Genomic DNA, 12,430 nt, shown 5'->3' with positions numbered 1-12,430 from the left:
GGGCCGGGTATCGGATCCAGCTTCATAGGCATTCACCTATTCTTGCTGTTCATGGACCTGCTGCTGCACCTCAGGTACTTCCGCACCGTCGCCGAAGAACAGCACTTCGGCCGCGCCGCCGAACGCCTGCGCGTCGCCCAGCCCTCCCTCTCCCAGCGCATCCAGCGCCTCGAACGCGAACTCGGCGTCCGCCTCCTCGACCGCGGCCGCACCGGCGCCACCCTCACCCCCGCGGGCCGCCTCGTCCTCACCGAAGCCGACACCCTCCTCGACGCCGCCGACCGCCTGCGCACCCTCGTCGGCCGCGTCCAAGGCGGCGCCGCCGGCACCCTGCGCGCCGCCGTCCCGCCCCAACTCGGCGGCGCCACCGTCGCCGCCCTCCTCACCGCCTACCGCGAACGCAGCCCCGGCGGCGAACTCGACCTCCGCGAACTCAACACCGCCGACCAGACCGCCGAACTCACCGCAGGCACCCTCGACGCCGGCATCGTCCGCCACCCCTGCCCCACAACCGGCCTCGGCTTCGGCCCCCAACTCCACCAGCCACTCGGCGCCCTCCTCGCCGACCAGGACCCCCTCGCCACCCACACCGAGATCGACATACGCGAACTCGACGGCCGCGAACTCGTCCTCTTCCCCCGCGCCACCGCCCCCGCCCTCCACGACGAAACCCTCACCGCCTGCGCCCGCCACGGCTGCACCCCCAGCGCCGTCCGCGAAGTCGCCGGCATCGAATTCACCCGCGCCCTCATCCTGTCCGGCACCCACGTCGTCGCCCTGCTGCCCCGCCCCGCCCCCGAACCCGGCACCACCTGGCGCCCCCTGCACGCCAACCCCCTCACCTGGCGCACCTCCACCGCCTGGCCCGCCGGACGCGACGGCCCCGCCGTCCGCCTCTTCACCCAAGCCGCCCACGACGTCCTGCGCGACACCGCCGGCCTCACCCCCACCGCAACCCAGCGGCGCCTCTACCCCCGCCCCGCATCGGAGTTCCCGCTGTGAACACCCCCGTACGCAGCCGCATCACCGCCGCCTTCACCGACGCCGGCATCACCGGATCCCTCTGCGCCACCGACATCGACACCGGCGCCCACATCACCCTGAACGCCGACACCCCCGTCTCCACCGCCAGCGTCCACAAGCTGTGCCTCGTCGCCACCCTCTACCGCGAAGCCGCCGCCGGACGCATCGACCCCACCACCCCCCTCGACATCCCCGCAGGCAACCGCGCCCCCGGACCCACCGGCCTCGCCGTCATGCGCGACGCCGCCCGCCTCTCCCTGCGCGACCTCGCCTCCCTCGCCATCGCCGTCAGCGACAACGCCGCCGCCGACCTCCTCTGGGACCACCTCGGCCTCGACACCGTCAACGCCACCATGCACACCCTCGGACTGGCCCGCACCATCGCCGTCCACAACCAGGCCGGCCTCTACGCCACGATGGTCACCGACACCGGCCGCAGCGGCCCCGCAGCCCTCGTCGACCCCGCCGCCGTCGCCCGCCTCACCGTCCTCGACCCCACCCGCACCAACCGCTCCACCCCACGAGAAATCTGCGCCCTGCTCACCGCCATCTGGCGCGACGAAGTCTGCGAAGGACCCTGGGGCGACGAACTCCGCGCCATCCTCGGCACCCAGGCCTGGAGCCACCGCCTCGCCTCCGGCTTCCCCTTCGACGACGTACGCGTCAGCGGCAAAACCGGCACCCTGCCCACGCTGCGCCACGAAGCCGGCGTCGTCGAATACCCCGACGGCGGGCGCTACGCCGTCGCCGTCTTCACCCGCGCCGCCTCCACCGCGGCCACCCTGCCCGCCGCCGACGCCGCCATCGGACGCGCCGCCCGAACCGCCGTCGACGCGCTGCGGGCCCGTACATGAGCCTTCGAGAGCCCGGGCATGAAGAATCCGGACATGAAGAATCCGGGCATGAAGAAAGGGCCGCATCCGAACACCGGACGCGGCCCCAACTCCCAACAACTACAAGCTAGTTCTCCTCGAAGAGACTCGTCACCGAGCCGTCCTCGAAGACCTCGCGCACCGCGCGGGCGATCGACGGAGCGATCGAAAGCACCGTGATCTTGTCGAGCTCCAGATCCGACGGATCCGGCAGCGTGTTCGTGAACACGAACTCGCTCACCTTCGAGTTCTTCAGACGGTCCGCGGCCGGACCCGACAGGATGCCGTGCGTCGCCGTCACGATCACGTCCTCCGCACCGTGCGCGAACAGCGCATCGGCAGCGGCGCAGATCGTGCCACCCGTGTCGATCATGTCGTCGACCAGGACACAGACCCGGCCCTTGACGTCACCGACGACCTCGTGGACGGTCACCGTGTTCGCGACGTCCTTGTCACGGCGCTTGTGCACGATGGCCAGCGGCGCGTCCAGACGGTCGCACCAGCGGTCCGCGACACGCACGCGTCCGGCGTCCGGCGAAACAATCGTCAGCTTCGAGCGGTCGACCTTCGCACCCACGTAGTCCGCCAGAACCGGCAGCGCGGTCAGATGGTCCACCGGACCGTCGAAGAAGCCCTGGATCTGGTCCGTGTGCAGGTCGACCGTGAGGATGCGGTCCGCACCCGCGGTCTTCAGCAGATCGGCCACCAGACGCGCCGAGATCGGCTCACGGCCCTTGTGCTTCTTGTCCTGACGGGCATAGCCGTAGGACGGCACGATCACCGTGATGGAGCGCGCCGACGCACGCTTCAGCGCGTCGATCATGATCAACTGCTCCATGATCCACTTATTGATCGGAGCCGTGTGGCTCTGGATCAGGAAGCAGTCCGCACCACGCGCCGACTCCTGGAAACGAACGTAGATCTCACCGTTCGCGAAGTCGAAGGCCTTCGTCGGCACGAGGCCCACACCCAACTGGTGCGCAACCTCCTCGGCCAGCTCGGGGTGGGCGCGGCCGGAGAAGAGCATCAGCTTCTTCTCGCCGGTCGTCTTGATCCCGGTCACAGCACAGTCTCCTCAGACGTGTTCGATGCTGCTGCACCCGCGCGGTCCCTTTCGCGGCGAGCCAGCCGAATATGTGCACCTATCACGGTACGCCGTGAAAGACGCACCCGAATCCGGTCAGTTCTCCCCGCCCGACCGCTCGGCCGCAGCCTGAGCAGCCTGCGCGGCAGCACTTCCCGGACGCTTACGCTCCACCCAACCCTCGATATTCCGCTGCTGGCCACGGGCGACAGCCAACGAACCCGGCGGCACATCCTTCGTGATCACCGAACCCGCAGCGGTGTAAGCACCGTCCCCCACTGTGACAGGAGCAACAAACATGTTGTCCGAACCCGTCTTGCAGTGCGAGCCGATCGTCGTGTGGTGCTTGGCCTCACCGTCGTAATTCACAAACACACTGGCCGCGCCGATGTTCGTGAACTCACCGATCGTCGCGTCCCCCACATACGACAGATGCGGAACCTTCGTCCCCTCACCGATCGTCGCGTTCTTCGTCTCGACATACGTACCGATCTTGGCCTTCACACCAAGCCGCGTACCCGGCCGCAAATACGCGTACGGACCGACCGTCGCACCCTCACCCACCTCGGAGTCGTACGACACCGCGTTGTCGACCCGCGCGCCCCTGCCCACGACCGTGTTCGTCAGACGCGAATTGGGACCCACCTCGGACCCGGACGAAAGATGCGTCGTACCGAGCAGCTGAGTACCGGGAAGCACCACGGCATCCTGCTCAAAAGTCACCTGAACATCGACGAACGTCGACGCCGGATCCACCACCGTCACACCCGCGAGCATCGCCCGCTCCAGCAACCGGTCATTCAACAAACGACGCGCCTCGGCCAACTGCACCCGATTGTTGATCCCCAGAATCTCCCGGAAATCCCCCGCCAACGACGCACCGACCCGATGCCCCGCCTCACGCAGAATCCCCAGCACATCAGTCAGATACTCCTCACCCTGACTGTTGTCCGTCCGCACCTTGCCCAACGCATCCGCCAACAACGCGCCATCGAACGCGAACACACCCGAATTGATCTCACGAATCGCGCGCTGCGCCTCGGTCGCGTCCTTGTGCTCGACGATCGCGGTCACCGCACCCGAGACGTTGTCCCGCACGATGCGGCCGTAACCCGTCGAGTCGGCGACCTCGGCCGTCAGCACGGTGACGGCGTTGCCGTCCGCCTCGTGCGCACGGGTCAGCTCCGCCAGCGTCGCGCCGGTCAGCAGCGGGGTGTCGCCGCACACCACGACGACCGTGCCCTCGATGGTCTGGCCCAGCTCCTCCAGCGCCATCCGGACGGCGTGCCCGGTGCCGTTCTGCTCGTACTGGATCGCGGTGCGCACGTCGGCGTCGATCGCGCCGAGGTGGGCGGACACCTGCTCACGGGCGTGGCCCACGACCACGACGAGGTGCTGGGGCTCCAGCTCACGAGCGGCCGCCACGACATGGCCGACGAGCGAGCGCCCGCAGATCTCGTGCAGAACCTTGGGAGTGGCCGACTTCATGCGGGTGCCCTCACCCGCGGCGAGGACGACGACGGCGGCCGGGCGGGTTGCGCTCACGGAGGTGCCCTTCGGCTTCGGGGGGTGGACACCCGAAGGATACCGGGGGGTTTCGCAGATGAAATCGGGGTGGGGGCGGGGGAAAACGCGGCGGGTCCTGACTGGTGCAGTCAGGACCCGAACTTTTGAGCTCCCAGGGAAGGAATCGAACCCTCATTCAATGGACCAAAACCATTTGTCCTGCCATTAGACGACCTGGGATGGTCTGCGCCCTATGTCCGTTTCTGCTCACTGGTCGAGAGGGCGCCCCCTACTATGCCGTACCAGGCGCCTTCCATGCGACGGTACAGATCGACGCTATCCCGGACATAGATCGCGAGGCAGCCCCGGTATGCCTCCCCGGTGTTCTTCCGGCGCGTCTTCGGGTTGTGCCGCTTGAGGACCGGCTTGTTGAAGCTTGCCGGGCCGAGGCCCGTCAGTTCTGCCCAGAATCGCGTGGCTTCCTCCATGTCGGCCGACTCGTGGATGTTGACGCAGAGGCGCAGCCGCTCTGGTGCGACACCCTGAAGTGCCAGCCACTTCAGGTAGAGCCTGATCACGTTCGGGTCGCTGTTGATGAACTTCAGGGACTCCCGGCGATCCCAGGGCTTGTCCTTGGCGCCCTCGGCCCAGTACAGGGCCACGCCGACGAGGTACAGCTCGCGGTTGGACAGCTCCCCGATGTCGCCCGCGGAATCCTGCTTCGTCCGCTGCCGCTCCTCCTCCCGGCGCTGAAGCGTCGCCTCCCACCCTCGTCTGGCGATGGCCGACGCCTCCTCCGGGGTTCGCGTGCGGTCCGGCTTCGGGAGGTCTCGTACCCACAGGGATATCGAGCTCTTCGAGCAGCCGAGCTCGACCTGGATCTGGTCGTACGTCATGCCCTGCGAGCGAAGCTCTCGCGCGCGGTCGCGGAGGTCGTCCTTGGCGTTGGGGCGCTTGGTCCACTCGGGGGCGGGTTCGCCGTTGAGGAGGCGGTTCAGGAGGTCGTTGTTGTCGACGAACAGGCGGTCGCGGATCTGGCGGCGGCTGAGGCCTTCTCGGCGCAGGGCGACCGCCTGCTGGCGCAGGCCCTCGAAGTCGGCGTATTTGCCGGGTGTGGTGGATGTCATATGGACACGTTCGTCCGGCATGCGGACGCCCGCTCGAATATGCGGGCAGTTCACTACATCGTGGGATTAACACTGGTTTGCGGCGTGTTCGTGGGGATTTCATGCTGCGTACGCCGCCGGAAAAACGTTCGCGCCCGCCCGTAGTCTGGGAGCTATGACCGCAACGGGGGCTTACCAGGAAGCCACGGGGTTGACCTCCCGTGGCTGGTGGTGGTGGGAACGCAGGCGCAGCGCGGTGCTGGATGTGCTGCTCGGGGTGATCTCCGCGCTGGAGTGTGCGCTGGAGGGTGTGAGTTTCGCGGGGGCCTCGGGGCTGCCCGTGCCGGCCGGGGTGTTGCTCGGCCTTGTCGCGGGGGCGTCGTTGGTGCTGCGGCGGCGGTGGCCGATCGCCGTGGTGCTGGTGTCGATCGCGGTGACGCCGGCCAGCATGGGCTTCGTGCTGAGCGTGGTGGGTCTTTACACGCTGGCCGCGTCGGATGTGCCGCGTCGGATCACGGCGGCGCTGGCGGGGATGTCGGTGGCGGGGACGTTCATCGTGACGTTCGTGCGAATGCATCAGAGCGTGGCGCGGGGTGATTACGACCCGGGGCTCTGGTACGTGCCGTTGGTGTCGGTGGTGATGTCGCTCGGGATCACGGGTCCGCCGTTGCTGTACGGGCTGTACATAGGGGCGCGGCGGCGGTTGATGGAGTCGTTGCGGGAGCGGGCGGATTCGCTGGAGCGGGAGTTGTCGCTGCTCGCGGACCGGGCCGAGGAGCGGGCGGAGTGGGCGCGTACGGAGGAGCGGACGCGGATCGCCCGGGAGATGCATGACGTGGTGGCGCACCGGGTGTCGTTGATGGTGGTGCACGCTGCGGCGTTGCAGGCGGTGGCGCGCAAGGATCCGGAGAAGGCGGTCAAGAACGCGGCGCTGGTCGGTGACATGGGCCGGCAGGCGTTGACGGAGTTGCGGGAGATGCTCGGGGTTTTGCGGGCGGCGGATCAGCAGCGGGCGGCGGTGCGGGTGGATCCGGTGCCGTTGGCGGCTGTGGGGGTGGCGGCTGCTGCCGCTGCGGCTGTCGTGGAGGAGGGGCCGTGTCTGGCGGACGTCGAGGCGTTGGTGGGTCAGTCCCGGGAGGCCGGGATGGTGGTGGAGCTGATGGTGCAGGGGGAGGCGCGGGGGTATGACGCGCTGGTGGAGCAGACGGCGTACCGGGTGATCCAGGAGGCGCTGACCAATGTGCACAAGCATGCGGCGGGCGCGAAGGTGATGGTGCGTCTGGCGCGGCGGGAGGCCGAGGTGGCGATGCAGGTGGAGAACGGTCCTGCGGACGGTGTCACGGCGGATGCGGGGTTGCCGTCCGGCGGCAATGGTCTGGTGGGGATGCGGGAGCGGGTGACGGCGCTGGGCGGGGTGTTCGTGTCGGGGGCGACGGACGCGGGTGGGTTCCGGGTGTCGGCGGTGCTGCCGGACCGGGCTCCGGTGGTGTCGTAGCGTCCCTGGGGCTCCGCCCCAGACCCTGGATTCCCCCACCCCGCCCCTTCCCGCTGTGACATTCTGCGGCTCCGCCGCGTGGCCGCCGGGGGTGGAATGCAAAGACCCCTGGGGCTCCGCCCCAGACCCCGTTCGCGCCTGAAGGGCGCTCGTCCTCAATTGCCGGACGGGCTGAAGATGCCAGCATCAACCCTGCTAGGGGCGCGGGGAGCTGCGCGACCAGCCACGTAGGGCCCGCGGTCGAAGGCGGGTTTGAGGGGCGCGGGGAACTGCGCGAGTGCCGTGCACGGCCCGGTACCGGCCAAGGCCGGGGTCCGAGTCAGCCCGACGTCAGGCGGATCGGCTGGGTGCCGGTGATCAGGGTGTTCAGGGCGGCGTCGATGTCGGGGCCGAGGTACCAGTCGCCGGTGTGGTCGAGGGAGTAGACGCGGCCTTCGGTGTCGATGGCGAGTACGGCTTGTTGGTCGCCTTCTTCGCCGAGGGGGGCGATGTCGGTTTCGAGGGCGCGGCCGAGGTCGGCGAGGGTGCGGGCGAGGTGGAGGCCGGCCAGGGGGTCGAAGTGCAGGGCGGCGGGGGCGTTGCGGCGGCCGGGGCCCGGTGCGGTGAGGCTGAGGCCGCCGAATTCGGCCCAGGCTTCGACGGCGGCGGGGAAGACGGTGTGGCGGTGTCCGGCGGGCGAGGTGTGGCCGCGCAGGACGTCGGCCCAGGCTTCGGCCTGGCGGATGTCCCAGCGGCCGGGCTGCCAGCCGGCGGTGCGCAGGGCGGCGTCGACGGGGACGGGGAAGCGGGTGGTGGAGATGTCCGGCATCGGCCGCGGCCTTTCCGTGAGGTTTTGGTGTGGGGTTTGCTCAGGGTTCGACGCTGCGGACGCCGAAGTGGTCGAGCAGGGCGGTGCAGGATCGGCAGGGGGGTGCGTAGCTGCCGTGGAGGGGGTCGCCGTCCTCGCGGATGCGGCGGGCGGTGAGTTTGGCGTGTTTGAGGGCGCGGCGGGCCTCGCCGTGGGTGAGGGGTTTGCGCTGGGCGCGTTTGGAGCGTCCTGTTTCGACGGCGGTCAGGTGTCGGGAGAGCAGGATCGCTTCGGGGCAGCGGCCGGTGAAGCGTTCGCGCTGGCTGCTGGTGAGGGTGTCGAGGTAGTCCTGTACGAGGGTGTGCAGGATCGGTGGCTGTTCGCCTTTGCCCGCGGTGCAGGTGAGGGTTTCGCCGCGTACGGAGAGGGCGGCGGCGATGGCGGGGAGGATGCCGTCGCGGCGGTGGCGGAGTAAGGGTGCGGCGGTGGTGGCCGTGGCGCTCCACCCCAGGCGTGGGTCGCCCGGCCCCTGGCGTGGGTCGCCCGGTGTCCCTTTTATCGCGCTTGTTGCTGATGTTTCGCCTGGTGCGGTGTGCATGGTGCTGTGTTCCTCCCACTGGCCGCGGCTTCAGCCGCACGTGTCAGCGCCCCCGAGTTGCGGGGACAGCCTGCCAAATGTGCGTACTGGTACGGAAGCTGGGGCGTGATAAGCCGCGCGTCGCGCGCGCAGGGTGATACGGGCGTGACGGTTGGTGAGCGGAATGCGGGGCCGGGGCCCGGTATTGCCTCACCGCATAGTCTGGTCCTCACCAGCCAGACGCAGAGCACGCAGCAGGGGGCAACCGCCATGACGACAGGTCGGCTCGGGCAGCATGCCGCGCCACCGAACGCGGCCTATGCCGGGCAGGTCGTGCACTTTCCGGATCCGGTCCGGGCCTCCCGGCATCCCAGAGGGGTGCGGGTGGATGAGAACGGCTTCCCGGTTTTCTCGGCGTACGCCCGTGCGGCGGCGGAGATCGCGGAGCCGCCCGAGGGTTTCGGGGTGGACGAGCTCCGGCTGACCGACTACGTGTCGGCGAACGCGGCGATGGCCGCGGCGGGCCATGAGCTGTGGGACACGATCGCGCCTGTGGCGACGCCGCACGGCTGGACGTGGCACCACGTGCCGGGCGGTCGGCGGCTCGAACTGGTGCCGGTCGAGGTGAAGGCGCTGCTGCGTCACTACGGCGGTCTGGCGACGGCGCAGGTCGAGCACGACAAGCGGGGCACGCGCCCGTTGCAGGAGACGCGGCCCGCGCACTTCGGTCTGCCGAAGGGTTCGGTGTCGGTGACGGAGTCCCAACTCCTGGGTGTGGAGGAGGACTTGGGGTACCGGCTGCCGGGTGCCTACCGGTCGTTCCTGAAGGCGGCGGGGGGTTGTGCCCCGGTGGGTGCGGCGCTCGACGCCGAGCTGGGGCTGCTGGTGGACCAGCCGTTCTTCACGGTGCGTGAGGAGGCCGCGGTCAATGATCTCGTGTACATCAACAAGTGTCTGCGGGATCACCTCACCAAGGACTATCTGGGTGTCGCGTTCGTCCAGGGCGGGATTCTCGCGGTGAAGGTGCGGGGTTCCGGGGTCGGTTCGGTGTGGTTCTGCGCGTACGACGACGCACGGGACCGGGACGGGCTGAGCGTGCATGAGCGGGTGGAGCAGTTGCTGCTGCCCTGTGGGGACGATTTCGACGCGTTCCTGGCGCGGCTCGCGGGCAATCCGCCGGAGTTGGAGACCGTGGCGAATCTGATGGTGGACGGCGGCTTCGCGCGCGCTGTCGAGACGACCTCGGTAGGGGAGTGAGCCGGCCGATGGTGACTTTCGCTCAGGCGCAGGAGCGCGCGGAAGAGTGGATCAACGGCGATGTGCCCGCGTATCAGCACCGTGAGGTGCGGGTGCGGGAGTTCGAGCTGGGTTTCGTGGTGTGGGCCGAGGACCGCGAGGACGGGCCGTCGGGCGGTGGCGGCGCGCAGCGCCTGGTGATCGCCCGGGACAGCGGAGAGGCCTCGCTGTGGCCGGCGCTGCCGGTGGGTGAGGTGATCCGCCGGTACGAGGAGGAGTACGGGGTGCCCGAGGACGCGCCGCCCGCGCCGGAGCCTCCGGCGCGGATCGATCTGAACCAGACGTCGTTCCTGCTGAGTCCACCGGAGTGGCTCCAGGAGGCGGCGGACAAGCTGGGGATTCCGGACCGGCGCGGTGAGGGTTCCGCTTCGGGTTCCGGTGCGTCGCAGGGTGCCGGTGCCGGTATGGGTGCGGGTGCGGGTGCCTCCGCTCCCGCTCCTGCTGCCCCCGCTCCCGCCGCCCCCGGGCCTTCCGCGCCCGCGTGGCCGACGCCCGCTGCCGCCTCTCAGGGCTCGCAGGGCTCTCAGGGGGGGCCGGCCTCCGGGACTCCGGCCGGGGGTACGCCCTGGGCGGGGACGGACACCAACGCGGGGTCGGACGACGGTTCGGTGCCGCTGCCCGCGACGGTGTTCGCGCCTTCGCTGTCCGGTACGGACGGTGAGGACGCGGCGCCGCCGAGGGTGCTGCCCGAGGCGAAGACCGCGCTGATGGCGGGGGGCAGTCAGCTTCCGCCGACGGCGCTTGCGCCCGCGCTCGACCCGCAGGCCGCGCCGCCGCCGGGGTCGACCCCGCCGCCGGTCGCGCCCGCTCCGGTCGCTCCCGTCCCGCAGACGAGTCCCGCGCCTTCGGGTGCCGGGGACATCGCGGATGCCGCCACCAGCAAGGCGGTTGGTCCGCCGCCGGGTGCGCGGGCCGCGCGGGGCGGGGTGTCGGCGACTCCGCCGCCGCCCGGTGCGCCGGGTACCCCGGGTGCCCGTCCGGGTGTGCCGGTGGCTCCGCCCGCGCCGGGTTCGACTCCGCCGCCGGGTGCTCCGGCGGGCGGTTACCTGCCGACGCAGCTGGTCTCGCACCTCGGTCCTGAGGGGGCGCAGCCGCCCGGCCCGCCGACGCCGCCGCCCGCGCAGGGCGGTGTGCACCAGGCGGCCACGATGTTCGCGGACCCGAGCCAGATGGGCCCCGGCGGCCAGGGCGGCCCGGGTGCTCCGATGCCTCCGGGCCCGCCCGGAGCCCCGGGTGCGCCCGGCGCTCCTGGTGCTCCGATGCCGCCCGGTCCTCCCGGCGCGCCCGGCACCCCGCCCGGCGGGGTGCACCATGCCGCGACGATGCTGGCCGACCCGAGCCAGATGGGCCCCGGCGGTCCGGGGGCTCCGGTGCCTCCCGGTCCTCCTGGTGCGCCCGGTGCTCCGATGCCTCCGGGCCCGCCCGGAGCCCCGGGTGCGCCCATGCCGCCCGGGCCTCCCGGTGGCCCGCAGCCGCCTGCCGCTCCCGGTGCGCCCGGCGCTCCCGGTGGCGGTGTGCACCAGGCGGCGACGATGCTGGCGAGCCCCGCGCAGATGGGTCCCGGTGGCCCGGGGGCTCCGATGCCGCCCGGTCCGCCCGGCATGCCGCCGGGTGGTCCCGTGCCGCAGGCGCCGCCCGCGTACGGCTATCCCCAGCAGCCCCCGGCGGGGCTGCCGACGGTGGGTCCGGGTTATCAGGCGGTGCTGCGCTATCGCGCGCCCGACGGTTCCGAGCAGCAGCTCATCCGCCGTTCGGCGCCGGGCATTCCGCACCCGGAGTGGCAGATCTTCCACGAGCTGCGGGCGATGAACGTGCCCGCCGACCATGTCCTGGAGCTGCACACGGAGCTGGAGTCGTGCGAGCTTCCGGGTGGTTACTGCGCGCGGATGATCCGTGAGCAGTGGCCGCAGGTGCGGATCACGCATGTCGCCCCGTACGGCAAGGATCACGGCTCGCGTCGTCAGGGTGTGCAGCATCTGCTCACCCATCAGGGCGAGTTGGCGCAGGTCGCGGACGGTCCGGCCAGGCCGCAGCCGGTGCGGGCGCCGATCCCGGCGGTGCAGCCGGTGCCGCCGCTGCCGCCGGAGGGTGTGGCGCACGAGCTGGCGGGCGCGTTCGGGCCGCAGGGCGTCTTCCGCTTCGACCAGCGGGCGGTGTCGCGTCAGGGTGTGCCGGAGGTCGTGGCGGTCACGCTGGTGTGGGCGGGTCTGCCGGTGGACTTCGGGCCGTTCTTCTGGGCGCAGGCCGCGCCCGGGCAGCCGGTGCCGACGCTGGCCGAGCTGGCTCAGCAGCGCGGTGTGCAGCCGGCCGCGGACGCGGGTTCGTACCTGGTGATGGGCTCGGACTTCGGGCGGGCGATCTGTGTCCAGTACGGGACCGCGAACATTGTGGCGGTACCGGTGGAGGCGGGGCCCGGCGGGCAGTCGGTGCCGCCGCAGTTCGTGAACTCGGGGCTGCCGGAGTTCGTACGCTCCCTCGCGCTGCTCGGTCGGATGTGGCGGCTGCGGTTCGGGCTCAACCCCGAACAGGCGGGCCGCTGGACGGTCGACTTCCAGGCGCAGCTCGCGGCGCTTGACCCGGCGGCGCTCGCGTCGCCGGAGAGCTGGTGGTCGGTGCTGCTTGAGCAGATGTGGGACGGGCTGCTCTGACCGCTGCTTTCTGCCGCTCCGAGGCGCTCACCGTGC

At 70.7% G+C, this 12,430-nt stretch carries 10 protein-coding genes and 1 tRNA gene; 5 read left to right on the top strand and 6 right to left on the bottom strand.

Features of this window, described 5'->3' with window-relative positions; translation table 11 throughout:
* Window positions 1-51 precede the first annotated feature (51 nt).
* Window positions 52-1,002, top strand: a complete 951-nt coding sequence (locus tag ACWC2B_RS17640; RefSeq protein WP_450717401.1) for a LysR family transcriptional regulator — start codon at window positions 52-54, stop codon at window positions 1,000-1,002.
* The gene (locus ACWC2B_RS17635) at window positions 999-1,877 is read left to right on the top strand and encodes a serine hydrolase (protein ID WP_450717399.1); all 879 of its coding nucleotides are present in this window, start codon (window positions 999-1,001) and stop codon (window positions 1,875-1,877) included. Before ACWC2B_RS17640 ends, ACWC2B_RS17635 begins: the two co-directional genes overlap by 4 nt.
* A gap of 106 nt (window positions 1,878-1,983) precedes the next feature.
* Here the strand turns inward: ACWC2B_RS17635 and ACWC2B_RS17630 are convergent, their stop codons facing one another.
* The 4 genes from ACWC2B_RS17630 to ACWC2B_RS17615 all read right to left on the bottom strand — a co-directional run bounded on the left by ACWC2B_RS17630 (window position 1,984) and on the right by ACWC2B_RS17615 (window position 5,612).
* Entirely contained in the window at window positions 1,984-2,958 is a 975-nt protein-coding gene (locus ACWC2B_RS17630) for a ribose-phosphate diphosphokinase (protein WP_053725021.1), read from the bottom strand.
* Between the two features lie 117 nt (window positions 2,959-3,075).
* Entirely contained in the window at window positions 3,076-4,524 is a 1,449-nt protein-coding gene (gene glmU, locus ACWC2B_RS17625) for a bifunctional UDP-N-acetylglucosamine diphosphorylase/glucosamine-1-phosphate N-acetyltransferase GlmU (RefSeq protein WP_450717397.1), read from the bottom strand.
* A gap of 130 nt (window positions 4,525-4,654) precedes the next feature.
* Window positions 4,655-4,725 (bottom strand) — tRNA-Gln (locus ACWC2B_RS17620).
* Between the two features lie 11 nt (window positions 4,726-4,736).
* Window positions 4,737-5,612 carry a hypothetical protein gene (locus ACWC2B_RS17615; RefSeq protein WP_450717395.1) on the bottom strand — a complete coding sequence of 292 codons (876 nt, stop codon included), beginning with the start codon at window positions 5,610-5,612 and terminating at the stop codon, window positions 4,737-4,739.
* Between the two features lie 154 nt (window positions 5,613-5,766).
* Between ACWC2B_RS17615 and ACWC2B_RS17610 the strand changes: the two genes are divergently transcribed.
* A complete protein-coding gene (locus ACWC2B_RS17610; RefSeq protein ID WP_450717393.1) occupies window positions 5,767-7,086 on the top strand; it encodes a sensor histidine kinase in 1,320 nt (439 codons plus the stop codon).
* Window positions 7,087-7,405: 319 nt separating this feature from the next.
* Here the strand turns inward: ACWC2B_RS17610 and ACWC2B_RS17605 are convergent, their stop codons facing one another.
* Both ACWC2B_RS17605 and ACWC2B_RS17600 read right to left on the bottom strand, forming a co-directional pair.
* Window positions 7,406-7,894, bottom strand: coding sequence for an SUKH-3 domain-containing protein (locus tag ACWC2B_RS17605; RefSeq protein WP_450717391.1), 489 nt, complete (start codon window positions 7,892-7,894; stop codon window positions 7,406-7,408).
* 40 nt (window positions 7,895-7,934) lie between these two features.
* A complete protein-coding gene (locus ACWC2B_RS17600; protein ID WP_450717389.1) occupies window positions 7,935-8,471 on the bottom strand; it encodes a YwqJ-related putative deaminase in 537 nt (178 codons plus the stop codon).
* Window positions 8,472-8,720: 249 nt separating this feature from the next.
* On the opposite strand from ACWC2B_RS17600, the gene ACWC2B_RS17595 reads away from it, so the two are divergent.
* Window positions 8,721-9,707 (top strand): SMI1/KNR4 family protein, encoded by a 987-nt coding sequence (locus ACWC2B_RS17595; protein WP_450717387.1) that lies wholly within the window; start codon window positions 8,721-8,723, stop codon window positions 9,705-9,707.
* Between the two features lie 8 nt (window positions 9,708-9,715).
* Window positions 9,716-12,394, top strand: coding sequence for an SUKH-4 family immunity protein (locus ACWC2B_RS17590; protein ID WP_450717385.1), 2,679 nt, complete (start codon window positions 9,716-9,718; stop codon window positions 12,392-12,394).
* The last annotated feature ends 36 nt before the right edge of the window (window positions 12,395-12,430 follow it).

Source organism: Streptomyces sp. NPDC001415, assembly GCF_053597395.1.
This window is presented reverse-complemented; position numbering and strand designations above follow the sequence as displayed.